General features: G+C 44.4%; 22 protein-coding genes and 2 pseudogenes. 16 read left to right on the forward strand and 8 right to left on the reverse strand.

The genetic code is table 11. The features are described 5' to 3' along the window. The 5 genes and pseudogenes from G4V62_RS19530 to G4V62_RS05640 form a co-directional block, all read left to right on the forward strand. Positions 1-315, forward strand: a pseudogene (locus tag G4V62_RS19530) (hypothetical protein); the annotation flags it as partial. A gap of 5 nt (positions 316-320) precedes the next feature. Then, positions 321-617 carry a hypothetical protein gene (locus tag G4V62_RS05625; protein WP_212508678.1) on the forward strand — a complete coding sequence of 99 codons (297 nt, stop codon included), beginning with the start codon at positions 321-323 and terminating at the stop codon, positions 615-617. A gap of 42 nt (positions 618-659) precedes the next feature. Further along, the gene (locus G4V62_RS05630) at positions 660-920 is read left to right on the forward strand and encodes a hypothetical protein (RefSeq protein ID WP_165200091.1); all 261 of its coding nucleotides are present in this window, start codon (positions 660-662) and stop codon (positions 918-920) included. Continuing rightward, positions 833-2,851 (forward strand): RNA polymerase recycling motor HelD, encoded by a 2,019-nt coding sequence (gene helD / locus G4V62_RS05635; RefSeq protein WP_165200093.1) that lies wholly within the window; start codon positions 833-835, stop codon positions 2,849-2,851. Before G4V62_RS05630 ends, helD begins: the two co-directional genes overlap by 88 nt. A gap of 114 nt (positions 2,852-2,965) precedes the next feature. After that, positions 2,966-3,829, forward strand: coding sequence for a YitT family protein (locus G4V62_RS05640; protein ID WP_165200095.1), 864 nt, complete (start codon positions 2,966-2,968; stop codon positions 3,827-3,829). 69 nt (positions 3,830-3,898) lie between these two features. Here the strand turns inward: G4V62_RS05640 and G4V62_RS05645 are convergent, their stop codons facing one another. Beyond that, the gene (locus G4V62_RS05645; RefSeq protein ID WP_165200097.1) at positions 3,899-4,717 is read right to left on the reverse strand and encodes a Cof-type HAD-IIB family hydrolase; all 819 of its coding nucleotides are present in this window, start codon (positions 4,715-4,717) and stop codon (positions 3,899-3,901) included. Positions 4,718-5,133: 416 nt separating this feature from the next. On the opposite strand from G4V62_RS05645, the gene hemE reads away from it, so the two are divergent. Genes hemE through hemY form a run of 3 tightly spaced genes read left to right on the forward strand, consistent with a single transcriptional unit; the run spans position 5,134 to position 8,533 of the window. Beyond that, complete coding sequence (gene hemE, locus G4V62_RS05650) at positions 5,134-6,189, forward strand: uroporphyrinogen decarboxylase (RefSeq protein ID WP_165200099.1); 1,056 nt, start codon at positions 5,134-5,136, stop codon at positions 6,187-6,189. Then, positions 6,186-7,118, forward strand: coding sequence for a ferrochelatase (gene hemH, locus G4V62_RS05655; protein WP_165200101.1), 933 nt, complete (start codon positions 6,186-6,188; stop codon positions 7,116-7,118). The genes hemE and hemH overlap by 4 nt, the downstream gene beginning before the upstream one ends. 14 nt (positions 7,119-7,132) lie before the next feature. After that, positions 7,133-8,533, forward strand: coding sequence for a protoporphyrinogen oxidase (gene hemY / locus G4V62_RS05660; protein ID WP_165200103.1), 1,401 nt, complete (start codon positions 7,133-7,135; stop codon positions 8,531-8,533). A 140-nt stretch (positions 8,534-8,673) separates the two neighbouring features. On the opposite strand, the gene G4V62_RS05665 is transcribed toward hemY, so the two are convergent. From G4V62_RS05665 to G4V62_RS05685, 5 genes are all read right to left on the reverse strand, one after another. Further along, the gene (locus G4V62_RS05665; RefSeq protein ID WP_165200105.1) at positions 8,674-9,369 is read right to left on the reverse strand and encodes an ECF transporter S component; all 696 of its coding nucleotides are present in this window, start codon (positions 9,367-9,369) and stop codon (positions 8,674-8,676) included. Beyond that, the gene (locus tag G4V62_RS05670) at positions 9,360-10,988 is read right to left on the reverse strand and encodes an ABC transporter ATP-binding protein (RefSeq protein WP_165200107.1); all 1,629 of its coding nucleotides are present in this window, start codon (positions 10,986-10,988) and stop codon (positions 9,360-9,362) included. The genes G4V62_RS05665 and G4V62_RS05670 overlap by 10 nt, the downstream gene beginning before the upstream one ends. After that, positions 10,976-11,875 (reverse strand): energy-coupling factor transporter transmembrane component T, encoded by a 900-nt coding sequence (locus G4V62_RS05675; protein ID WP_165200109.1) that lies wholly within the window; start codon positions 11,873-11,875, stop codon positions 10,976-10,978. The genes G4V62_RS05670 and G4V62_RS05675 overlap by 13 nt, the downstream gene beginning before the upstream one ends. Then, a complete protein-coding gene (locus G4V62_RS05680; protein WP_165200111.1) occupies positions 11,836-12,582 on the reverse strand; it encodes a DUF4430 domain-containing protein in 747 nt (248 codons plus the stop codon). The genes G4V62_RS05675 and G4V62_RS05680 overlap by 40 nt, the downstream gene beginning before the upstream one ends. Positions 12,583-12,667: 85 nt before the next feature. Then, complete coding sequence (locus tag G4V62_RS05685) at positions 12,668-14,812, reverse strand: S-layer homology domain-containing protein (RefSeq protein WP_246218285.1); 2,145 nt, start codon at positions 14,810-14,812, stop codon at positions 12,668-12,670. A 126-nt stretch (positions 14,813-14,938) separates the two neighbouring features. On the opposite strand from G4V62_RS05685, the gene G4V62_RS05690 reads away from it, so the two are divergent. From G4V62_RS05690 to G4V62_RS05720, 7 genes and pseudogenes are all read left to right on the forward strand, one after another. Further along, positions 14,939-15,283: a hypothetical protein gene (locus tag G4V62_RS05690; RefSeq protein ID WP_165200115.1), complete on the forward strand. Its 345-nt coding sequence runs from the start codon at positions 14,939-14,941 to the stop codon at positions 15,281-15,283. Between the two features lie 63 nt (positions 15,284-15,346). Next, positions 15,347-16,509, forward strand: a pseudogene (locus G4V62_RS05695) (Gfo/Idh/MocA family protein). A gap of 9 nt (positions 16,510-16,518) precedes the next feature. Then, positions 16,519-17,625, forward strand: coding sequence for a Gfo/Idh/MocA family protein (locus G4V62_RS05700; protein ID WP_165200117.1), 1,107 nt, complete (start codon positions 16,519-16,521; stop codon positions 17,623-17,625). 260 nt (positions 17,626-17,885) lie between these two features. Continuing rightward, a complete protein-coding gene (locus tag G4V62_RS05705) occupies positions 17,886-18,269 on the forward strand; it encodes a VOC family protein (RefSeq protein WP_165200119.1) in 384 nt (127 codons plus the stop codon). 28 nt (positions 18,270-18,297) lie between these two features. Further along, positions 18,298-19,239 (forward strand): DMT family transporter, encoded by a 942-nt coding sequence (locus G4V62_RS20525; RefSeq protein WP_165200121.1) that lies wholly within the window; start codon positions 18,298-18,300, stop codon positions 19,237-19,239. A gap of 15 nt (positions 19,240-19,254) precedes the next feature. Beyond that, entirely contained in the window at positions 19,255-20,001 is a 747-nt protein-coding gene (locus tag G4V62_RS05715) for an MBL fold metallo-hydrolase (protein ID WP_165200122.1), read from the forward strand. Positions 20,002-20,250: 249 nt separating this feature from the next. Beyond that, positions 20,251-20,451 (forward strand): cold-shock protein, encoded by a 201-nt coding sequence (locus G4V62_RS05720; RefSeq protein ID WP_165200123.1) that lies wholly within the window; start codon positions 20,251-20,253, stop codon positions 20,449-20,451. A 349-nt stretch (positions 20,452-20,800) separates the two neighbouring features. On the opposite strand, the gene G4V62_RS05725 is transcribed toward G4V62_RS05720, so the two are convergent. After that, positions 20,801-21,718: a proline dehydrogenase family protein gene (locus tag G4V62_RS05725; protein ID WP_165200124.1), complete on the reverse strand. Its 918-nt coding sequence runs from the start codon at positions 21,716-21,718 to the stop codon at positions 20,801-20,803. Positions 21,719-22,075: 357 nt separating this feature from the next. After that, on the reverse strand, positions 22,076-23,623 hold the full coding sequence (gene pruA / locus G4V62_RS05730) for an L-glutamate gamma-semialdehyde dehydrogenase (RefSeq protein WP_165200125.1): 1,548 nt from the start codon (positions 23,621-23,623) through the stop codon (positions 22,076-22,078). Positions 23,624-24,319: 696 nt separating this feature from the next. On the opposite strand from pruA, the gene adhP reads away from it, so the two are divergent. Then, positions 24,320-25,342: an alcohol dehydrogenase AdhP gene (gene adhP / locus G4V62_RS05735; protein WP_165200126.1), complete on the forward strand. Its 1,023-nt coding sequence runs from the start codon at positions 24,320-24,322 to the stop codon at positions 25,340-25,342. The last annotated feature ends 33 nt before the right edge of the window (positions 25,343-25,375 follow it).

Raw genomic sequence — 25,375 nt, forward strand, 5'->3', positions numbered from 1 at the left:
TCGAAGCAAACGGCATGGTATATGACACGAATGCTTGAAGGGGTTATGGCTGAAGGAACGGGTGCAGGTCACGGCTATGGGGGAGCGATTGCCGGAAAACAGGAACGACACAATATGATGCCGTCCAAGGAGGAAATCGAGACCTATGGTTTGCCGGCTATACGCCCAAATGGACCGGTGTCGTCTGGATGGGGTACGACAAAACGACTACAGAGACATACATCAATGAAGGTAGTCAGGCGGCAACGAAGCTCTTCACGTCTGTCCTTCCAGAAGATCATGAAGCACTTGCTTTCCAAAAGCCAGCTGGTGTGAGTGATATGGAAGAACCAGTGCACCTTGCAGACATAAACGATTTATCCGTCGATGATACATTCCACTTGTTTGATTGGAATCGAATGGAGTTGTCTTGGACACCACAGGAAGACGAGCGCGTCATATATCGAGTCTATCAAAAAACAGCGGACGAGCACCGGATGATTGGTGAAGTGACAGGAAAAGGCTCTTATACCCTCTCGCATCTGCCTGCGTTTTTTTCGGGAAGCTTTTATGTTGTGCCTTATAACCCACAAACAAAGCTCGAGGGAAAACAGTCTAATGTCGTAGAGGTGTCTTAAGTGACGTTACATGTTACACGATGATCGGAGGAGATGGGGGACTTGAATAAAGCATTTCAGGAAGAAAAGGTACGGCTGGAAGCTGTGCTTCACGTGATCGCTAAGCAACACAAAGCGATTTATGAAGAACTAGAAGCGTATCGTGCGGATTTACAAATGGATCGCAAGCATTTTGGGATGGGCTGTCAATTGATAATTCAAGCTGGGAAAGCAAGATGGAAACTTCTGTCGAAATTCGCTCAAAAGCAGTTGAGCTCAAGCGGCTTGAAGATACGTATCGGCAAAAAAGGGATGCCTATGTGAGGCTTGAGAAGCAATTAAATACACCATACTTTGGACGGGTCGATTTTCAGGAGCAAGGAACAAAAGAGGTTGAGCAGCTGTATATAGGGACATTTTCTCTCCGTGATGAACACGGCGAGCTCCTCGTCTACGATTGGCGAGCCCCTATCTCGAATTTGTTTTATAATACGGTGACTCTTGGCGAAGCGTCGTTTCCTTCCCCCGCGGGTACTGTTCGTGGTGACGTGCATTTAAAAAGACAAATTGATATTAAACGAGGCGAGCTGTTGCATGTCTTTGATACCGAAGTGACCGTTGGAGATAAAATGCTAGAATCACTTGCTGGTGAAGCTTCAGATACGAAGATGAAAACGATTGTAGCGACGATTCAAAAAGAACAGAACGATATCATCCGCGGTCAGTTGAAAACGACGATGGTCGTTAACGGTGTCGCCGGCAGCGGAAAAACGTCTATAGCACTGCAAAGGGTCGCTTATTTGCTTTATTCATATAAAGACAAGCTCACACATGAAGACTTTCTTTTACTGTCACCCAACCCAATGTTTAGAGAATACTTGTCTAATGTACTGCCACAGCTCGGTGAAAAAAATATCCACCAGCTCATGCTGTATGATCTTATGGTTCAGTTAAGTGGAAAAGAAAACAAAGTCGAACATCCATATGACTTTTTAGAACGGACACACCGACAGTCTTCGAGTACTGCGAGCGATGCCGTTTATGCATTTAAGACGTCAATGGCTTTTGTTCATTTAGTCGAAGCGTATGTGAGATCACTCAAAGACAAAGGTCCAGTTTTTCGCGATATACGGATTGAAGACAAAGTGCTGCTGTCTGCTGCTTTTCTACAAAAGACATTTAAAGACATGCCGCTTGACCAGCCGATCAGCGAGCGGTTACAACGCTTAAAAAAAGAGGTAAGGCAGCGACTGGCGCATATGGAAAAGCAGGTGTTTCAAAAGCATTTAAATCGCCTGCAAAACCGTGACGATTATGTTGGTGAAGAAAGTGAATTGAAGCAACGGAGTAAAAAGTATGCTCGCCGGTTAATGCAGTCAGCGCTTACGCAAGTACAACAATTGACGTTTATTGATTTTTATCGCACTTACACGCAAATGTACTCACAAGAGCTACCAGACATTGCACATTGGGACGACATATCACGTCAATCACTCGCAGCGCTTCAAAAAGGTCAGCTTCCGTACGCAGAAGCCGCTGGGTTGATTTATATGAAGAATGTGTTGCTCGATCGGCGGTCTTATAAAGAAAGACAGGTCATGGTTGATGAAATGCAAGATTACACGCCAATTCAACTACGCTTGCTTACGCACTATTTTCCTAGAGCGCAGTTTACGCTATTTGGGGACATTCATCAGGCAATTTTTCGATTTCCTACCGAGGACGACCCATTTGCTAAATTTCGCACGCTCTTCGGAGAAGTTCAAGTATCATCTTTGTATACGAGCTATCGATCGACGAAACCAATCGTCTCTTTTGCGTCAAATCTGTTACCTCAACCGATTCGGATGGAGGCCATTGATCGACCGGGAAAGCCACCTGTAGTTCAGCAGTTTTCGGATGAGAGCGAATGGGAGGAGCAGGTTTGTCAAGCGATTCAAGAATGGGAAGGTGAGGGGCTACAAACTTTTGCGATCGTTGCGAAGCATTCTAACCAGGCAGAAAAGCTCTATCAAGTGCTACAGCCTCATCTCGATTGCCAGCTCATTTCGAAAACATCTTCTTCAATATACAAAAAGATTGCCGTCATCCCATCTTATATGAGTAAAGGGCTAGAATTTGATGGCGTTATCGTCGCGGATGCCGGGGAAGCCTATTATAACGATACACAGGATCGATACTTGCTTTATACGATTTGTACGAGACCACTTCACCGGTTGCTCGTACTGCATCAATCGTCTTTTCAAGCTCAATAATTGGTGCTAAGGAGGGACGCATTTGCGTTGCCTCCTCTTTTTGAGATACTTTTAAAGCATTCAGTCTATTAGGCGTCACATGTGATATTAAACGACACATCCTAGGTGAACGGTATGGAACATAAAAAGAAACGTACGCTATATAAGCTGTTAAGGAGACTCATTTTAGTACCTATTGGCGCTATGATTATTGCCATTGGCTTAGAAATCTTTCTCGTGCCTAATGAAATTATTGATGGTGGAATTACGGGGATTTCCATTATGCTTTCAACATTGACGCCAGGTGACCTTGGCTTATACTTGTTTCTGTTAAATTTACCATTTGTATTTTTAGGATACTCACAGATGGGAAAGACGTTTGCACTCACGACCCTTTTCGGTATCTCTTGTTTAGCCGTCAGCACTTATATGCTGCACTCAGTTCCAGCGTTTGTCGATGATACATTGCTTGCTGCTGTATTTGGAGGCTTGCTCGTTGGTTTTGGAGTAGGATTGGTGATTAGAAACGGTGGAACGACAGACGGGACGGAAGTGCTCGCGGTATTATTTACGAAAAAAACGTCGTTCTCTGTCGGAGAGATCATCATGTTTATGAATATCTTTATCATTTCAGCGGCGGGTTTTGTTTTTAATTGGGAAAGTGCGCTTTATTCGATGATTGCTTATTTTATTGCTTATAAAATGATTGACGCGACGGTGGCCGGAATGGATGGCTCGAAATCGGTATGGATTATTTCCGAAAACGCACATACGATTGGTGAAGCGATTAATGAGCAGCTTGGTCGAGGGGTCACTTATTTATACGGGGAAGGTGCTTTTTCAGGCGATAATAAAAAAGTTATCTTTACCGTCATTACACGTGTTGAAGAATCAAAACTACATAATCTTGTGGAAGAGATTGATGAGGACGCATTTCTAGCTGTAGGTAACATTCAAGATGTCAAAGGCGGACAGTTTAAGACGAAGGACATCCATTAAGTCAATCGGATCGATTGATGCGATCCAAAGCGGTTTTCCATGATAGAAAACCGCTTTGGATCTGCCGAGTTACTTTGTCCAGTTCGCTTCGATCCAAGCAATGACTTCGACAAGCGCATGCTCATCGTTGCTACAGCATTGATACGGAGCACATTGCAAAATGGGTCCACAAGCATTTGACACCGCAAAACCAGCGCCGGCAGTTTCAAGCATCACTTTGTCGTTCATATTGTCCCCGACGGCGCACACCCGCTCTATCGGGATCTGTAAAGAAGCAGCCAGCTTTGTCAGTGCTTTTCCTTTAGATACCGCTGGCGGTAGCAACTCTAAAAACATCGCATCTGACCTGACGTAATGTCCGATCGGTGTCTCTTCAGGTGCTTCCAGCTCCATTTGGTCGATTCTTTCATGCTCATCGACGAAAATGACTTTTTGCCATGGCTGCGGCACGTCAACAAGTGAATTGACTTTTTCACTCGTAAATCGCTCAACGCGGAGGTGTTCATCAATTAAGCGGTGGTGACGAGCGATATACAGCACGCCGTCATGATAAATTTCTGTCCCGCAGGTTGGATAAATCGACATATAATTTTTCGTCAGTTCAACCGCATGATTTGAGAGTGTTTCTTGATATAATACCTTGTTTGTATGTAAGTCAAATATGGTGCCGCCATTATAAAAAATACCAGGTGCGTTTATCGTGACATCATTAAGGTAATGCATTGCCGATTCAGGCATGCGGCCTGTTGCTAATGTAAAGGTGCCACCATGTTCGACAAAATAGTCAATCGTCTTTTTATTTTCACGGCTGATTCGTTTATCTGAGTCTAGCAGCGTACCATCCATATCGGATACGAGTAAGATTCCAGAAAATTTTTTATCCTTCAAGGCAATCACTTCCTTCTAGTGGTGATAATCTCACGTTACGGCCATTTGTTCAAGTCCTTTTCGTTGAATAAGCCCTTATGTGGCATAGGTCGTACGTTTCTTATATAATTGAATACGTTTCAATTGATCGACTTGAAAAAGTCGTTTCCGTATGTTGACCTTGAGGCTCACTCGTCCTCTCGTGACTTTTGCCTTCGCTCGCTTCTTTTTCCAGGATTAAAAATTATAGAAGAGTTGCTAAGCAGACGCTAAAAAGCTGTTGAAAAGAGTTAGCAAAGAGTTTATCTATACTTTGCACCGGCTTGAAAAAAGTCGATTTCATGACAATCGCATACGAAGGCTGTTATCTTTATGAAAACTTCGTTACGATATAGTAAAGAAAACGTGATGATTATCGTTGGAAAGGGGTCGTTTAAATGGCGATCATAAATGATGCATATTTGCGGGCGTGCCGAGGGGAGTCGGCTCCGCACACACCTGTTTGGTATATGAGGCAGGCGGGTCGTTCGCAGCCTGAATATCGAAAAATTAAAGAGACCCACTCTTTAAATGAAATTACGTATGACCCAGAATTATGTGCTTATGTCACGCGTCTGCCTGTCGAACAATATGGTGTAGATGCGGCAATTTTGTATAAAGATATTATGACGCCTCTCCATGGGGTAGGACTTAACGTTGAAATTCAAAGTGGCGTAGGTCCAGTCGTTGATGAGCCTGTACGAACGTATAAAGACGTGGAAGCGATCGGGCAATTAAATGCCAAAGAAAGCATTCCTTACGTACTTGATACGATCCGTTTATTAAAAACGCAGCTCGACGTTCCACTTATTGGTTTTAGTGGGGCGCCGTTTACTTTGGCAAGCTATTTAATTGAAGGTCGTCCTTCCAAAAATTATCATCGTACGAAAGCGATGATGTATAGTGAGCCAAAGACGTGGTCTCTGCTGATGGAACGCCTTGGAGACATGGTTGTCACTTATGTCAAAGCGCAAGTAGACGCTGGCGTTGATGCCATTCAATTGTTTGACTCTTGGGTAGGCACTTTAAATGCGGAAGAATACCGCCGAGCGGTTAAGCCAGTGATGCTTCGAATTGTTAAGGAAATTAAAGCGTTTGGTGTTCCAGTGACCATCTTTGGTGTCGGAGCAAGCCATTTAGCATTGGATTGGCATGATCTAGCTGTTGACGTCGTCGGATTGGATTGGCGTTTGCCAATTAATGAAGCACGCGGACTTGGGATTCAAAAAACAGTGATGGGGAATTTAGACCCAGCCTTGCTGCTAGCGCCATGGGACGTGATTGAATCGCGCGCACGTGCCATTATTGATCAAGGAGTGCAAACTGACGGCTTCATTTTCAATTTAGGCCATGGTGTTTTTCCACAAGTGTCACCAGCTACTTTAAAAAAGCTAACGCAGTTTGTACATGCTTATTCTGAAGAAGCTAAAGCGAAAAGAGGCGATGTCCGTTGAGTAAAAAAAGAATTGGGCTACTCGTGATGGCATACGGTACTCCCTATGAAGAAAAAGATATTGAACCTTACTATACACACATTCGCAGAGGAAGAAAGCCGTCTCTCGAAATGCTAGACGATCTAAAAAATCGCTACAAGGCGATTGGCGGCATCTCACCGCTCGCTAAAATAACGAAGGCACAGGCGGAAGCGTTGCAGGATGAGCTTAATAAACGCTACGAAGATCGTGAATTTGTCCTATATATAGGCTTAAAGCATATTACGCCGTTCATTGAAGAGGCTGTCGATGCGATGAAAGCTGACGGAATTGAGGAAGCGGTCAGTATCGTTCTTGCGCCTCACTACTCGACTTTTTCAGTTAAGTCCTATAATGGAAGAGCACAAAAACACGCTGAAGAGATTAATGGACCAACCATTACGTCTGTGGAAAGCTGGTATGAGGAGCCGAAGTTTATTCAGTATTGGGTCGATGCAATCGAAGCCGTTTATCAGGAGCTTCCGGCTGTCGAACAGGACAAGTCTGTGTTGATCGTTTCAGCGCACTCCTTGCCAGAGAAAATTTTGCAGGATGGAGATCCTTATCCAGAACAGCTTCAAGCAACAGCACAGGCGATTAAAGAAGGTGCTCCTTCTGTAGGAGAGATAGCGATTGGGTGGCAAAGTGAAGGAAATACACCCGATCCGTGGCTTGGACCAGATGTCCAAGACTTGACGAGAGATTTATACGAATCACACGGATACGAGGCTTTTATTTATGCTCCCGTCGGATTTGTGGCTGATCATCTTGAAGTGCTTTATGACAACGATTATGAGTGTAAGGTCGTCACTGATGAGCTCGGTGTGTCTTATTACCGGCCGCCGATGCCAAACACATCCCCTCAATTTATTGAAGCGTTGGCAGACGCCTGTCAGCGGAAGTTGACTTAAAGGAGCGTCGAACGATGACAAAGAACATTGTCGTGATTGGAGGAGGGATCACTGGCCTTACAGCAGCGTATCGGTTAGAACAAGCTGCACGAGAGTCAAACGGCCAACTGTCATACACCTTATTAGAAGCGTCACCCCGTCTTGGAGGAAAGATTCGTACTTTGTATAAAGATGGCTTTATTATCGAGCGTGGTCCCGATTCTTTTTTAGAACGAAAAACGAGCGCGGCCGAGCTATGTAAAGAAATAGGTCTTGAGGACGAGCTGGTCAGAAATACGACCGGGCAGTCTTACGTGTTGATTGACGAGACTCTCCATCCTATACCTAAAGGTGCAGTGATGGGGGTTCCGACATCATTTCGGCCTTTTATCACTTCAAAGATGTTTACTCCTGTCGGCAAGCTGCGAGCGAGTGCTGATATCTTTATCCCTAAAAGCAATGAGACCGGTGACCAATCCGTCGGTGCATTTTTTCGGAGACGTCTCGGCGACCAAGTTGTCGATCATTTAATTGAACCTTTACTCTCAGGGATTTACGGAGGCAATATCGACCGATTGAGTCTCTTTGCGACCTTTCCGCAATTTTATGAGGTGGAGCAAAAGAAGAGGTCACTCATTTTAGGAATGAAGCAATCCCGTACCAAGCCTTTACAAAAGAAGAAAGGTCAATTTCTGACGTTGAAAAATGGGTTGGAAACCATCGTTGAGCGTTTAGCTGAAGAATTGACACTTGGCGACATACGAACAGGAATGGCTGTTACAGATGTGGAGAGAAATGGCGACCGGTATGACGTTCATACTGAGGAAGGTGTCATTCAAGCGGATGGTGTCATCTTTGCTGCAGGGCACAGAAACCTGTCAGAGGTCATAAAAGATGAAGCGATCGTGCAACCGATTGTCGACATGCCTTCAGCCTCATTAGCGACGGTTGCGATGGCTTTTCGCGAGGAAGCCGTTGAAGGGCTAAAAGATGGCACTGGGTTTGTCGTTTCAAAGAAAAGCGACTATGACATTACCGCTTGTACATGGACGCAAAAAAAATGGCCGCATACAACTCCGGAAGGACATGTTCTCTTGCGTGCCTATGTAGGAAAACCAGGGAATGAAGGCATCATCGAGCAGTCTGATGATGCGATTGTCGGAATAGCGCTGCACGATTTGAAAAAAGTGATTCAAATTCATGAGGCACCCCTTTTCTCTGTCGTGACCCGTTGGAGACAAGCCACGCCGCAATATGTTGTTGGACATAAAGAACGAATTGAACAACTAAAATCAGCCTTGAATGAGCACTATCTACGGTTTGTACTAGCTGGATCTTCATACGATGGTTTAGGCTTACCCGACTGCATTACACAGGCGAACAAGGCCGCAGAGACGATGCTGTCATTCGTTCAGGATAAAAAGATCTTATCTTAAATAGGCGACCCTGCTTTCTTTTTAGAAATGCAGGGTCATTTTAACGTTCTTCCGATCTGCTAACGTGTCATCATTTCCCAAAGATAACAATCATTATGGAACCTCTTACTCAGCCGTAAAGGTGATCAACAATAGGGAGATCACAGGTCGTGTTTTGGCTTTGCGTTTAATAAGCCGTATACGTCTCGGTAACGCTTCAGCAAACGGAGCCATGCGGGTGAAAGCATTGTCAAAAAAATCACGTTGGATACTGCGTGAGCGGCATCAAACCAAATACTTTGCACATACGTAAAGGCGATCACTTCCCATGAGAGTGTATCTAAGAAAGGGAGAAGAACAGACAAGTTCATCCACCAACCGAATAGCAATCCTGTCACAGCCCCGTATATCGAGAGCGGCGTTCTTAAAGTGAGGCGGTCGTGCCGCCCTAGCCATCCCGCACCAACCCCCATCATTCCCCAGGCGACCATTTGAAAGGGCGTCCACAGCCCTTGACCGAGAAAAATATTTGATGCACAAGCTGCGACCGCACCGACTAAAAATCCTGCGGTCGACCCAAAAGTAACCCCTGTCATAATGACGACAAACGATGTTGCCTGAATAGAAGGAAGGGCAGCAAAGGGCAAACGCCCGAGGGCTGCAATGGCAGCCAAGCTCGACAGGAGGACAACCTCCCGCGCTTCTAAGGCCCTTTGTTCCAAATGGAGAACGAAGCTCAGCAGTGTACCGACAAAAAGCATAACAATAGAAAGTCCGTATTTTGCATACCACAGAAATAGTCCGGCGAGCGAAAAGGACAAAAAGGACAAGGAGAGCAGTATACGTTTTACGCCCATCTTTCTAGTGCCTCCTCAAGCGTTAAAATGTCTTTTGCATAGGGCTGCAGGGCGCGGTGAATTGCCGTTGTATAAAATGCATTATCCGTAAGCACCTCAGTGGGCGACCCCTCTAACAATAGACGCTGGGCAAATATCATAGTGCAGCGATCAGCAGTCCGCGCTGCAAATTCGATATCATGTGTAGAAAAAAGCACTGCTGTTCCATTCTCCGCCCATTTTTTTAGGAGCATATGAAACTGTTTCTTTTCCGCATGATCCAGTCCCTTTGTCGGTTCATCTAAAAGGACGACCTCGGGCTCCCGCAGAGAAAGGCAGGCAAGCGCCACCTTTTGCATTTCACCACCACTCAAATCAAAAGGATGCCGATACAAAAGAGGACGTAGGCAATAAAGGTCGATCGTTTGTTCAATATCGACCACCGAATGATTGCTTGAGCTGGCGTTTTGTAATTCTTGAAGAACGGTGTCTTCACTAAAATAAAACGCAGGCTGTTGCGGTAAAAATGCCAGCCGTTCGTAGAGAGAGGATTTATAGTGTTTTAAAGGCTTAGCGTGTAGCAAGAGGCGCCCGGAATTAGGTTTTTCTATGCCCGCCAACAGTTTCAACAACGTCGTTTTCCCTGAACCATTCCCGCCTAAAAGTGCCGTGATCTCCCCTTTATGAAGTGAGAGAGAGCAATCTGTTAGGATGGGTTCTGATGTCTTGTAGGAAAAATCAAGATGAGACGCACGCATAAGGATCTTTTTCTGGGTACGATCGTGTTTGTCGGTGGACGGTGGCTGAATGGTGGGCGGTTTTTTATGAAGCCACCTCCGTGCATCACGCACATGGAGCGGTGGGTTACCTTCATTTTGGTTTGTCGCCAAGTAGAGTTGCGTAACGTCGGGCAGATAAGCAGCAGCCAAATGATTTTTCGACATCTCTGTCTGTTTAACGAAATCTATTGGTCGCCCTTGAAAAATGAGCCTGCTCTCTTCCATCATCCACAGCTGATCGGCAACGCTAAAAAGGTCTTGATAGCGATGCTCGGAAATCATGACAGTGAGCCCCAATTCTCGATGAATCTGTTGTAAAAGAGAAAGGAAGTGTTTTGCTGAGACTGGATCGAGTTGCGATGTAGGTTCGTCCAATAATAAAACACGCGGACGGAGCATTAGGATTGAGCCAAGGGCGACCCGTTGCTTTTCCCCGTTGGAAAGGGAGTGCACTTGCCGCCCGAGCAATGGCTGTAACTGCAAATAATATGATATTTCCGCCATCCGTTTTCGAATGGTGAGCGAATCAATGCCGACATTTTCCGCTGAAAAAGCAAGCTCTTGAGCGACCTCATCCATGACAATTTGCCGATCGGGGTCTTGGAAGACCATACCTACGAACTGAGCTAGCTCTCGCTTAGACAATGTATGTACAGGTCGTCCATCCACGAAAGAAGAACCAGAAAAGCTCCCTACAGGTAAAAGGGAGGGCAGCCATTGCTTAAGTAATGTTGTCTTCCCGGACCCCGTTGCCCCGAGCAAGAGAACGAAGTCACCTTCCTTGATTTCACCAGTGGCCCGGTCAAGCGAAGCCCTCGTTTCGTTTCCGAAGAAAAATGAACGATTGGTTAACGTAAGCATTGCCAAAGCCTCCTTTCAGCAGCAAGTGGACAAAGAATATAAAAGATGCCGCAAGCCAATGCGGATAGATCAATGAACGATAACGATAGCGGCTCTGCTGCGGGAGATAGTGTCAGTTGGGCACCATCAGAGAGAACGAGTGCCAGATAAAAGAGCAACAATAGTCCAGTGCTCAAGGTCCAATAAAGGTCAAGCTTTTTCCAAATGTATGGGTTGTAGCTTGTTCGCGGACCAGAACCATACCCACGGACATTCATCGCATCAGCCATCACAATGGCTTTTTCCAATGCGTGCTGTGCCATTGCGGTAAACACTTGCAGCTGTCCGGAACGATGGTGTAAACGACGCCACGATGTGCTCGATTTTGTTTTTTGGACTTTATAAAACGATAAAAGCTCATTTTTGTATAAAGGGATGAGTCGTAAAGCAGATACGATCAACATCGCAAATGTCGGGGACAATTTCCCGATGATCGAGAGCCACTTACTAGGGGTGAGACTCGCTGTCATGAGAAGAAAAACAAGAACAGTCATCCAAAAGGATATCCCCATCCGCAGTCCGTAAAGGACAGCTTCCCATGTAATCGGGCGATCACCGAGATAAAAAAGCACGACTGTTCCACGTTGAGAGGTCAATGGATTAAGCAATATGATGAATATCGCCGGAATGCTCGTGGCAAGAAGCAGAGAAAGACTTCGCCGCCCGTGATAAAAAATGACGATAAAAAAAAGAAATAGTCCTAAAAGACTAAGGACAATTGGGTGGCTTGTGCTAAAGCTCATGGTCAGTAAGCCAAGGCCGTAGCATAAAACCGCAACAGGGTGCAGTTCTTGATAGCCGCCCGTTTTTAGGAAGAAGGGTCTGGAAGAACGGTCGTATACACCCACTCGATCACATCTCCTTCTCTTACTTCGTAAGCCCCCGCACTTTTAGAAGCGAGCTTTCCATTGACACGGTAAATCCAGCCGCTTTGTGGCCCATGGTCAAATTCATATACGTTTTGAATCCCTTGGACGTATGCAAAAGGACCAGCCCCTTCGTATTCGATCGGGATGCGTTCTTCCTTTGCCTGTGTGATAAGAATATCTAATACGGTATCTCCTTCATCTATAGCGACTTCATGTGCAGATAGAATTGAAGCATCAACACCTTGAATCGTCAAAGAAACGGTTGTTTGCTTTTGCTCAGACGCTTCTGGTTGTGGGTCAGGCTCTGATGCCTTCTGTTCAGGAGCTGATACCAGCGGGGGTTCGGCTCGTTCTTCTGAAGACGGCGTATTTTCTCTGCTATGAGAAGTAGAAGGTGTCGGCTCCGAGGGGGCATCTTGATCAGATTCATTTGCTTCATCGTCTTTTTCTACTGTCTGAGTTTCAGGCTTTGGGGCGACAGCATCTTGTTCAGAAGGGAGTGCTGGCTCAATGTCCACAAGTGGCTGAGTTCTTAAGATGTCTCCGCTCTTCTTCGTTTTTTGTTCAGCTCGATCAGCAGCCAGCTGTGCAGGTGTTGCTTCTGAGAGGTCTGCCGGTTGGCAGGCTGCCAGTAGCAGCGTAAGCCATGTAAAAATAAGAAAAAAACGAACGTTTTTGCGCCACATTAGCGGTCACTCCTTTTCAAAAAGACTTACAGGAACATCGTGTGATCGTAAAAAAAGAGGGCGCATAGAGCGCCCAAACGGAAGACTAAGGGGTGGCATGCATCCATTTATCGATGCGATCAACGATAACAGCAGCCGATTCCCGCGAAACATCCTCGTGCGGGTGAAAGGCATTACCGTCTCCCTTTAGCAGTCCGGCGGCTGTTAAAGAATAAACAGCGTCACGTGCGTTTGTCCAAATGCGATCTTCGTCAATGTATGAATTGGCATCCTCGTACTCAGGGATTGAAAGCATTCGGTCTATTATCAGAGCGAGCTCTTGTCTCGATATGGCCTGCTTAGGCAAAAACTGACCTTCGTTATTCCCTTGAATCCACCCTTTTTGATAGGCGGCTGCAACAGCGGAATACGAGGGTGTGCGTGACTCGACATCAGTAAATGGCTCAGTCACCTCAGTTGTTTGTACGTCAACATCCATTACGTTAATGAATAACTGAACAGCTTCCGCTCTCGTGACAGATTTATCAGGCAGGAACGCTTCCGTTTCAGCTACGGTGTCCATCCATCCATGTTCAACGGCAGTCGTTACAGACTCAAAAGCATACGGTTCAATCCATAGCGCATCTGGAAAGGCAGGAGACGTATCGGAAAACGGTTCAGCTGTAAAGGATAGTGGTGTCGGTGCGATCTGTGGCAGGTCGGATTCAGCACCAGACTGTGCACGTCCTGTAAAAAGGTCAGCCTCAACATTTGAAAACACGGCGATTCCATGCTCATTTGTTTTTTCGGTTTGTCCATTCAGTTGAACGTCCACTTGAGCAGCCGGGCTCGTTGTTTCGCGTGCGATTCCTTGTTGGTCATAGGTTACGATCATCTTTTCAAGTGCAATGGCTAAAGTATTTTCTTCGATCATCGCAAATGAATAGTCACTCACTGGTTGAACACCAAATCCGCCATAATAAAACTGGACAACATCACCTTCGTGCAAGACATCGGTTGATCCTGCACCTACATTTGGAATAAACGTTTTTCCATCACGAGTTATTGTAAATTGCCATCCGGCATTGCTATCGTAAGTTCCCGCCTCAAGACCGTCGACCGCCGACAGGTAGGGACCAAACGCAGTGTCTTCAATTTGATAAGAGACCGACTGCTTAGTGAGTAACTGTTCAAAGCCATCGATTGGAGTGGACGCATTCACATCCATAGAGAGCCACTCATTTCCTGGCAGTGCAACAGAGACCGTCACGGGAAGCCCAGACTGTCGATCCTCGTTTCGTGTCTCACCTTCTTCTGTCGGCTTTGTAGCAGAAGCATCCGTACGCTGTTCTAATAAGTCATTGTATATTAGACCACTGCCAGTGTTGACGTATGCATCGTATGCCATTAAGGCATGGAACGCATCTTTCGTAGCTAAAGCATTGCTGTCTTGATATTCATGATTCCAAAAAAATGTTCCATCTTCCAGCGCATAGCTTAATAAAGCGTCAATGAGTGTCGTTCCTTCAGAAGCAGTATAGTCACTGCCTGCTGGGTCAATCCCATTTGCGCTTAACGCAATGATGAGCTGGGCGACTGAGTTACTGTTATCAGGAATCGAACCTTCAAAAGCCGATGCAGCTTTTGCTAAGGCGCGTTGAACTTCAGGATAAGCTTCCGTATTGTAAGGTGCTAAGGCTGTCATGACGACAGTTGACATATCCGGCTGAAATCCAGGCCATAATCCGTCTTCGGTTTGCTGCTCGAGTAGAGCATCAATCAGCCAGCCTCTGTCAATGCCTGTCTCAGGTGTGTAAGACCCGCTGTCTAGCGCGATCAGCGTCCAGGCTAGTTCGTTCACACCTGCAGTGTAATAGGATTGATCGAAGCCGACTAAATGATCGACTAAGCCGTCATAAGCAGGTGCAGAAGCATCCTCGCCAGCGGCAGACAATCCAGTCACAATGCGGGCGACAGATGTCGGTTTGGTCGGCCATGGTTCTTCTCTTGATTGATGATTTTTTATGTATTCAACATCTGGTGCCGAATCAATAAACGACCTGTGTAAACTTGACCAGTCATCGGGGGTGTCAACGTTCTCCTCATAATATGCTTTCGTTTTTGCAAGCTGCTCAAGAGCAGTCGGCGTAGGTTGTGCGGATACAGTTGAACTGGCGCAAAGTAAAATGAAAATGGTCAACCAAAAACGTATCATTGATAAATGTTGAAGCTTTCGGTGTTTTTTCTGCATCACAAACATGTCTCCTTTCAAAATGTGTACATATAAAAAAGCCGTCACTCATGTCTTGCAAAAGTAAACGTGCCAGATGAATCGTGCTTGATGGAATGGGTTTAATCGTTTTATTGAGGTTAATCGGTGAAAATAAAAATACAGTTTAAAATATATGCTTGTTGCAACACTCCAAGTCCAGCAAGACACATTTTATCCTACATGAAAAGTACAAATGCGTCTATTAAGATTTCTCGGATTTTACACACGAAAAACACGGCTGAAGCACGTGCCATCATTTTTGCAGAGTGCAAAAAAGAGGTGGTCAGCCAAAGGTTAGGGAAGGGTACAGGGAATATCAAGTTTTCGGGCAAAGATCAAAGGGATGTTGATTTATATTTCAGTGTGAAAGATGCGCTTTACGCGCGGATATCAACAATAGAGCAACATAAGGAAAAAGGAAGGAGAAAACAAACAACAAGAGACAAATGATCGGCAGCAAAATTCGTTACAATGAAGGTAAAACGTGTCATCCATGAAAGGAAGTGTTGTTGTATGGAATTGGTAAATGTCGGTGTGATTGGACTTGGCAATATGGGAGCTGTTCACGCACAGTACCTCAATGATGGTGCGATTGAAGGCGCAAACTTAACGGCTGTCTCTGATGTGAACAAGGAGCGCATTCGCTGGGCTGATGGTGCTTTAGGTGAGCGTGTAAACACATATGATTCAGCCGAAGAGTTGATAGAGTCAGGTAAGGTTGATGCAGTATTAATCGCAACGCCACATTACAGCCACCCAGAGATAGCAAAAAAGCTTTTCAACATGGGCTCCACGTTTTGTTAGAAAAGCCTGCAGGTGTCTATACGAAGGTTGTACGAGAAATGAATGAGGAAGCTAAAAAGAGTGGCAAAGTGTTTAGTATGATGTACAATCAGCGCACAAATCCTCTTTATCAAAAACTTCGAGACTTAATTCAGTCTGGGGAGCTAGGAGAAATCAAACGAACCAACTGGATCATCACCGACTGGTATCGTCCCCAAAGCTACTACGATTCAGGGGGCTGGCGCGCTACTTGGGCTGGAGAAGGAGGAGGCGTGCTGTTAAACCAAGACCCTCACCAACTCGACTTGTGGCAATGGACGACAGGACTCATGCCAAAACGCGTACGATCCTTTTGCGGATTTGGAAAATTTCATGATATTGAAGTTGAAGATGATGTCACCGCCTATGTGGAATACGAAAACGGAGCCACCGGACTGTTTGTTACATCCACTGGTGAAGCACCAGGCACAAATCGATTTGAAATTTCTGCGAACAATGGGAAGGTCGTTGTGGAAAATAATCAATTAATTTTTCACCGGCTGCGCGTACCTGAGCGTCAATTTAATGCCGAGCATACAGGTGGATTCGGAGCCCCAGAATGTTGGGAAATTAATATTCCCGTTCGCGGAGAAACGACAGGTCATCAAGGCATCACGCAAAATTGGATTTCTTCCATTCGGACAGGCAGCCCGTTGCTTGCCCCAGGTGAGGAAGGTATTCACGGCTTAGAAATTTCCAATGCCATCCATTTATCGAGCTGGCTTGATGATTGGGTCGAGCTACCGATCGATGAAGAGTTGTATTATCAAAAGCTCCAAGAAGCAGTTCTTCAATCTGATACTAAAAAGGAACCGACGCACCAAAAAACTTTAAATGTCAAGGGAACCCATTAAAAGGAGGTCATGATCGGTGCAAAAAATGATGGAATGAACTATGCACCCGTTGGCAAAACAGAGCCTGTCGTCCAGCAAGGAGAATTTGTCTTTTCAGTGATTGGCTTAAATCATGGCCATATCTATGGGATGTGCAATGGACTTTTAGAGGCTGGTGCGACGTTGAAATCAGTGTACGATCCTGATCCTCGGCTAGTGGAGGCGTTTCAGGAAAGACATCCAACGGTGCAAATCGCAAAAGCTGAGGAGGACATTTTACAAGACGGTGAAGTAAAGCTTATCGCTGGAGCTAAAATTACATCAGAACGTGCTGCTTTAGGGATGCGGGTGATGGATCACGGTAAAGATTATTTTACGGACAAAGCCCCCTTTACGACATTGACTCAGCTTGAGGAGGCGCGTGCCAAGGCAAAAGCGACCGGCCAAAAATATATGGTCTACTACAGTGAACGACTTCATGTGGAAAGTGCCATTCATGCCGGCCATTTAATTGAGGATGGAGCGATTGGTCGTGTCATTCAAGTGATTGGCACAGGTCCACATAGATTGAACGCACAGTCACGACCAGACTGGTTCTTTAATCATTCACAATATGGCGGCATCTTATGTGATATCGGCAGTCATCAAGTCGAGCAGTTCTTGCATTTTTCCGGCGCTCGTGGAGGGAAGGTGCTGCATAGTAAAGTGGGTAATTATGCAAACCCAGACTATCCTGAATTAGAGGATTTTGGTGATGCAACGATTGTTGCAGATAATGGAGCGACCAATTATTTCCGCGTAGACTGGTTTACGCCCGACGGTTTGTCTACATGGGGAGATGGCAGAACGTTTATCTTAGGAGAAAAAGGGACGATCGAGCTCCGAAAATATATCGACATTGCAAGGTCTGCTAATGGGGATCAGCTGTTCCTTGCCAATCATGAAGGGGAATTCCATATGGACCTTAAAGGAAAAGTAGGGTTTCCATTTTTCGGTCAATTGATATTAGATGTGCTGAATCGCACTGAACGTGCGATGACTCAGGAGCATGCCTTTTTAGCTGCTGAGCTTTCCTTAAAGGCTCAAGAACAAGCGATTCATATTCAAAAAGAGGCTCAATCGCTCATCAATTCATAACCGTCGTTTGAAGAAGAAAAAATAAACAGCTCTCCTATTTGTTTGTTAATCTTGATCGTATGTTTCGCAGGGCTATAAGCGAAAGGTCCGCATATAGTCTATGAAGGAACTAGTGAAAAGAGGCGGATGAGCGTGTTTTCTATAGGTTGGGCCATCGTCTTATGTTACGGTGGCTCTTTTTTATAATATGAATGAACTTCATTGAAATGGTTGGACATTATAGATATGCTTAACGTAAATCTGTGGTAGGGGGAAGAGGAATGATTGAGTTGCAATCAATTCACCATGTTTCATTGGTCGTCACAAATATGGATGATGCCCGTGAGTTTTATGAAAAAAAGCTAGGACTAAAACCACAGGATGACCGCCCTGACTTTGGCTTTCCTGGGGCGTGGTATACGATCGGAAGCCAACAGCTCCATTTAATTAATGCGAATGATGGGCGGAGTCTGCGGGGGACGAATGACATTGATAGTAGAGATGGGCATGTCGCGTTTCGTGTGCAATCGATAGCGGCATTGCTTCAGCATCTCGAAGATACGAATGTACCGTATTTAGATCGACCGAATAATAAGACGCCTTGGCATCAAGTGTATGTGACAGATCCTTCTGGGAATGTCATTGAGTTTAATGCCCCACGCTAAAACTGAAGGATAAGAAGGACGTGCAATTGTGAAGACTTCTTGGAGTGTATACATCTTTGTTCTTATGGCAACGTTGTTTTGGGGCTTTAATGTGCCAGTGTTGAAAATTGTCGTCACGTCGTTTGCCCCATTACCGATCAATGCTTTGCGGATTTTTGTAGCTGGCAGTGTTTTGTTGCTCATCTGTGCAGTAACCAAGCAGCTAAGGTGGGTATCCAAGCAGGAAATGTTTTATGTGTCCGGAGCAGGCTTCATCGGCATTATGGGCCATCATTTTTTTCTTGCACTTGGATTGTCAACGACTTCCGGTACCAATAGTGGACTTATTCTTGGACTTGTGCCGCTGGCCACAGCGATAAGCGCGGCTTTTTTTCTTAAACAGCGCTTTCACCTCATCCGCGTTTTAGGTGTGTTATTAGGGTTGCTTGGTGTATCGCTCGTCGTACTGTTTGGGAGCGGACAATTTACAGGGCTTGTTCAAGGTGATATCAGTATTTTGCTTGCTGTTGTTACCCAGGCCATTGGCTTTATTTTTGTTTATAAAGCCAGTCAAACCGTGCCGTCTTTGCTCCTGACTGCCTATTCTATTTTAATCGGAGCGAGCGGGTTACTATTACTTGCTTTCATGACACAACCAGCGGGCTTCACGACCTTATCATCAGGAACAGTGTCTGCGTGGGGTAGCTTTTTCATGTCCGCGATTTTTGCAACCGCGCTCGGTCAATTGATATATAACCAAGCAATTCCAAAACTTGGACCGGCCGAAACCGCCATCTTTACAAACCTCACGCCTTTTTTTGCTTTAATTGGTTCGGGACTCATTCTAAATGAAGTCGTTACTTGGCGTCATTGGATTGGGTTTATTGCCATTGTCGTTGGTGTTTTTCTTGGATCTGGTGCTTTTGAGTATTGGAAACATAGCAGGCGGATGAAGCATCACATGACACAATCAATATCTAAAGATACTTAAAGGAGAGTGCTTCGTGTGAAAGTGACAGTATTAGGAATATGGGGAGGGTTCCCAGGAGCTGGGGGAGCGACAGCCGGTTATTTATTTGAGTACGATCACTATCGCTTGCTTGTCGATTGTGGGAGCGGCGTGTTGGCACAATTACAAAAGCATATAAAGCTAGAGACGCTTGACGCGGTCGTACTTTCTCATTCGCATCATGACCATGTGGCTGATATTGGTCCACTACATTTTTCTAGCTTAGTGCATCAGCGGATAGAGTGGCGCGATCACCCTTTAACCATATATACAGCGCCAGTGGATACTCCTTACATATCTTCACTAGTTGAAGAACCATTTACAAAAGTCGTTCATTACGATCCCGAGGACGAACTCAACATCGGCCCTTTTCAAATACGTTTTTCTAAAACAGCGCACCCCGTGTCTTGTCAAGCGATGAGAATAACAGCTGCTGGTACGGAAGTCGGTTATACTGCGGATACAAGCTGGCTAGATAAATGGCCTTTATTTTTCAAAAATGTTGATTTGTTAATTGCTGAATGCAGCTTTTATGATGGACAGGATGGGCAAAAGGCAGGACACCTAACGAGCACCGATTGTGGGCACCTTGCTGCAGAGGCCAACGTGGGGGAACTGATTTTAACTCATTTGCCACACTATGGAGATCATGAAACGTTACTAAGCGAAGCAGAAGCAGTTTTTCAAGGAAACGTTCAAATTGCTTCAACTGGACTTGTTTGGCAAAAAGAGTCCACACGATAATGAGAACTTTGTCGAAAGGTGTAAAACCTCCCTATTATGATAGCGTTTTTTAACTTTTGAAAGGAATTTTGAAAAAAAATAGGCTTACGCCTTGCGTTTCTGACAAAAATGCGGTACGATGAATATGCTTATTTTTGTACGTTGCTCGACCTGGAAGAATAACATGAGTTTTCGTCTTGATCAGTTTAACGGCAAGAATAGGGTACTACACATGTGCGCTAAGAAAGAGCGCGCGAGGAGGATTTTAAGATGGTTGAAGGTACAGTAAAATGGTTTAACGCAGAAAAAGGATTTGGCTTTATCGAAGTTGAAGGTCAAGACGATGTATTCGTACATTATTCTGCAATCAGTGGTGAAGGCTTCAAAACTTTGGAAGAAGGTCAGTCTGTTTCTTTCGAAATCGTTGAAGGCGAGCGCGGCAAACAAGCAGCTAACGTTGAGAAAAACTAATTGATACCAAATGTCCAAAGGCAGTCTCTCTTCGGAGAGGCTGCCTTTTTTGGTGTTCTCTACAATATAATTGTTGAGGTTTAAGAAAAACATCCACAAACGCCAAGTCAACCTTGCTAGTGACAAAAGAGTTGTGTAAAGGGGGGAGGGGAGAGTTTGCTGATTCCCCATGACGTATTGACCTTCGTACACAAAGTGAGTTTTTACTTGGTGGGTGAAGAGTCTATCCCCCGCTTGAGTGTGCGTATGTAACGATTACAAATGACGCAGAGCTCGTGCCCGTTGCATAAAGTCGTTTGGAAAAGGTCATGAGGCAGCCTCTAACATTCTTCACACAAACCTCTTCCAGCTATTTCTTTAAAATGCCCTTTAGTACAAATGCCACATTGGCAGGCCGCTCAGCTAAACGGCGCATATTGTAGCCAAACCAGTCCTCTCCGTAAGGTAAATAGATACGTACTTTATAGCCTTCATTTAACAAACGCTCTTGAAGCTCAAGGCGAATTCCGTAAAGCATTTGAAATTCAAATTGCTCGCGTGGAATGTCGTGGGCTTGTTCAAGCTCTTTCGTATAAGCGATGATTTCATCATCATGCGTCGCGATGGCTGTATAATTTCCATAGAGCAAATTTTGTTTGATGATTTTTTTATAGTTTTGATCTACATCAGCTTTATCCGGAAAAGCAACAGTCGCAGATTCTTTGTACGCACCCTTTACTAATCGTAAATATGGGTTATAGTCGTTTAATGCTGATACATCTTCTTCTACACGATACAAATAAGCTTGCAAAACAGTACCGATATTGTCGTACTCTTGTTTGAGTGTTTTGAAGATATGCAATGTTTTATCTAAACGAGCATAATCCTCCATATCAATCGTTACAGTGACATCATGTGCTTTGCCTGCCTGTAGTATATCCCGCATATTCTCCATCACAAGTTCATCTGATATATCTAATCCAAGTGAAGTCAGCTTTAAAGATAATTCGGATTGTAGTTGCTCTTCGGCAATGACTTTGATCGCTTTAATACACTCTTGCGCTGACTGTTTTGCCTCCGTTTCACTATCAATAAATTCCCCTAAATGGTCAACAGTGACAACAAAACCTTGGTGGTTTAAAGCTTTTATTTTTTTCGCTGTTTCATTAATATTTACACCTGCGACAAAGCGCGAAGCTCCGAAGCGGAAGCCGTATTTCTTCGCCGCTTTTGTAAGCGTTTTATTATTCGAGAGAAACAAAAAAAAATTACGCATGATTTGTTCCATGTCCATTTACCTCCAGACCATCTCATAGCTGTTTTTGATCAATGCAATTTGTTTGATAGCGAGTGCTTATGTAAATATTGAATCAATCGTAAATGACATTTTAGCTCTTGGAGTATCAGCTCAAATGATAGGACGAACATGTCCTTGGAAATCCACTTCTAATCGTGCTTTTTCCTAGAATTGGATGAGTATCTCATCTCTTCGAAGTGGGCTTATTTGTGTGTGGATAAAAGTATCTCCCTCTGTTCGCGTGAGATTGAAGCAATCGGCGAATAGAGGGAGCAGTAACTATTCAGTTTGGCACATTATCCGATATTTACTTTTCCATCATTTTTTATGTCAATCTTTAAAATCAGATTAAAACATTTCCGAAGTTGTTTTCCCTTGCATATGGTGGATCAAGTAATCTGGTCCGCCTGCTTTAGAATCTGTTCCAGACATATTAAAACCGCCAAATGGCTGGTAGCCGACAATTGCTGCTGTACAGCCACGGTTAAAGTAAAGGTTTCCAACATGGAAATCTTCCCGCGCTTGCTCAAGGTGAGCGCGGTTATTCGTAATGACGGCTCCTGTCAAACCATAATCGGTGTTATTCGCGATTTCTATCGCTTCCGTAAAGTCCTTTGCCTTAGTCAAACCGACGACTGGACCAAATATTTCTTCCTGCATAATTTGCGCTTGAGGATCCACGTCTGCGAAGACTGTTGGCTGAATAAACCAGCCATTGCTGTCATCACCTTCTCCACCAGTTAAAAGCTCTCCTTCTTTTTTGCCAATGTCAATATAACTCATGATCTTATCATACGCGGCTTGGTCAATGACCGGCCCCATATCATTTGCGTCATTTTTAGGATCGCCTACGGTTAATGCTTTTGTTAACTCAATCACCCGATCCTTTACTTCGTCATATACATCCTCATGGATCACAGCTCGAGAACAGGCGGAGCATTTTTGTCCCGAGAAACCAAAAGCAGATTGTACAATGGATTGAGCGGCCAATTCTAAATCCGCTTCACTATCCACTACGATCGTATCTTTTCCGCCCATTTCAATAATGGTTCGTTTTAACCACTTTTGCCCTTCTTGGACGACAGCCGCACGTTCAAAAATACGTGTACCTACTTCGCGGGAGCCCGTAAAGCTGACAAACCGTGTACGGGGATGGTCAACTAAATAATCGCCAACCTCTTTCCCAGACCCAGGAATAAAATTAATGACACCAGCAGGAAGACCAGCTTCTTCTAATACTTCCATAAACTTATATGCAATTACAGGTGTTGCACTAGCTGGCTTTAACAAAACTGTATTTCCAGAAACCATAGCTGCAGCGGTTGTCCCTGCCATAATGGCGAATAGAAAATTCCAAGGTGAAATAACGACACCGACGCCTAATGGGATATAATGAAATTGATTATGTTCAATTGGGCGACTATTTACTTTAATTCCGTCTTTCAACTCAAGAATCTGTCTTCCGTAATATTCCAAAAAGTCAATAGCCTCAGCCGTATCTCCATCCGCTTCTTTCCAAGGCTTGCCGCCTTCTTTTATTAAATGGGCAGTAAACTCATGCTTTCTACGACGAATAATGGCGGCTGCACGAAATAGCAAATCAGCGCGGAATTGCGGGTCAGATTTCCGCCATGTTGTAAATGTTTCATCAGCGACTTGCATTGCTTTTTCAGCTAAGTCTTGATCTGCTTTGGAAACATAGCCAATGACTTCATCTTTATTTGCAGGATTTACGGAGATCAATTTTTCTTCCGTCGTAATTCTTTCGCCACCTATAATTAAAGGATAATCTTTACCAAGGTCTTGCTCTACTTTTTCTAAGGCTCTCAACATGTCTTGTCTGTTTTCATCTTTTGTAAAGTTTGTAAATGGCTCATGCGTATAAGGTACTACCATACTAAAAAACCTCCTCAAATGTGATCGTTCCCTTGGTCTGGGAAGCGTTTTCAATTCCTGATAAGTGTTCATGTAACCATAACTTAATGTGCGTAACAATGAATGCTTATGCTTTTTCACAGGTGGTCACCAGAATTAATAAATAAAACGAAACATTTGATGAACATGTAGTTTAAAAATAATAGCTTTCTAAAAATTAAATGATAAACTATTCATTATTAGTTAAATTATGGTTACCAGAATTATAAGATAGTTTCAGCTTTTTCGTCAACTCATTCTGACGACAAAATGAGCCAACAGGAACAGTCTACGCAAGCTCATAAAGCTAAATAGTCAATGACACAAAATGATATAAGAAAAATTCAGGAGCAAAAATGAACGCTAAAAACCTGTAGGAAATGATCATTGTGTTTGAACTAAATCATTTCTGCTGTGCGCAGGAGATCACTTTTAGCTGATAAATTAAGTGAAATCATTGATGATCGTAATGTTAAGGTAGTCAAAGAAATCATAGTGATGAGGATCTTTTGCAGGTTATTTTTCATAAGATTTGATGGCGTACACTCAGTTTCCAGAAATAAACTCGTTTAAATTTAATGCGATATGGAGAAAACTTGAATGAATCATCATGGCGTATTATAATAAGAATGTAAAGTTTGTGAAAAAGTGAGCAAACAAATTGTGGGGGTGCTTTTTATGAGAGCAGCAGTTGTAAATTCTACGAAAGACAAACTTGTTGAAGTAAAAGACGTGACGTTGCGCCCGTTAAATACTGGTGAGGCTCTTGTTGATATTGAGTTTTGTGGTGTCTGCCATACCGATCTCCATGTTGCCCAAGGCGATTTTGGCGAAGTGCCTGGACGTGTGCTTGGTCATGAAGGCGTAGGCATTGTAAAAGAAATTGCTGATGATGTCACTAGCTTGAAAGTTGGCGATCGCGTCAGTGTGGCGTGGTTTTTTGAAGGATGCGGGGCATGCGAATATTGTGTGACCGGTCGCGAAACGTTCTGTCGTGATGTGAAAAATGCTGGTTACAGCGTCGATGGTGCGATGGCGGAGCAATGTATCGTCGCAGCTGATTATGCCGTCAAGGTACCAGATGCCTTGGATCCACAGCAAGCAACAAGTATTACATGTGCGGGTGTGACTACTTATAAGGCGATTAAAGTCTCCAATGTCCGACCTGGTGAATGGATCGTTATTTTTGGGGCTGGTGGTCTTGGGAACTTAGCGATCCAATATGCTAAACAAGTATTTAATGCTAAAGTCATTGCTGTTGATATTAACGACGATAAATTACAGCTGGCAAAAGAAGTTGGCGCAGATGTGACTTATAACGCGAAAAAAGTCGCAAACGTCGATGAAGCCATTCAAAAAGACTTCGGTGGCGCGCATGCTGCTGTTGTGACGGCTGTATCAAAAGCGGCTTTTAACCAAGCTGTGAATGCCGTTCGTCCGACATCTAAAGTGGTTAATGTCGGTTTGCCACCTGAAAAGATGGACTTGGACATCATTAAAAGTGTCCTCGATGGAATTGAAGTCATCGGGTCCCTCGTTGGAACGCGAAAAGATTTAGAAGAAGCGTTTATGTTTGGTGCGGAAGGGAAAGTCGTTCCAGTCGTTCAACCGCGAAAACTAGAAGAAATCAATGATATCTTTCACGAAATGGAAGAAGGGACGATTCAAGGCAGAATGGTCATTGATATGAAAATGAAATAAGGTCTTGTCACAAGCGAAGGCGTTGTCGAGGAA

Origin of the sequence: Litoribacterium kuwaitense (assembly GCF_011058155.1) — a bacterium.
GTDB lineage: Bacteria > Bacillota > Bacilli > Bacillales > DSM-28697 > Litoribacterium > Litoribacterium kuwaitense.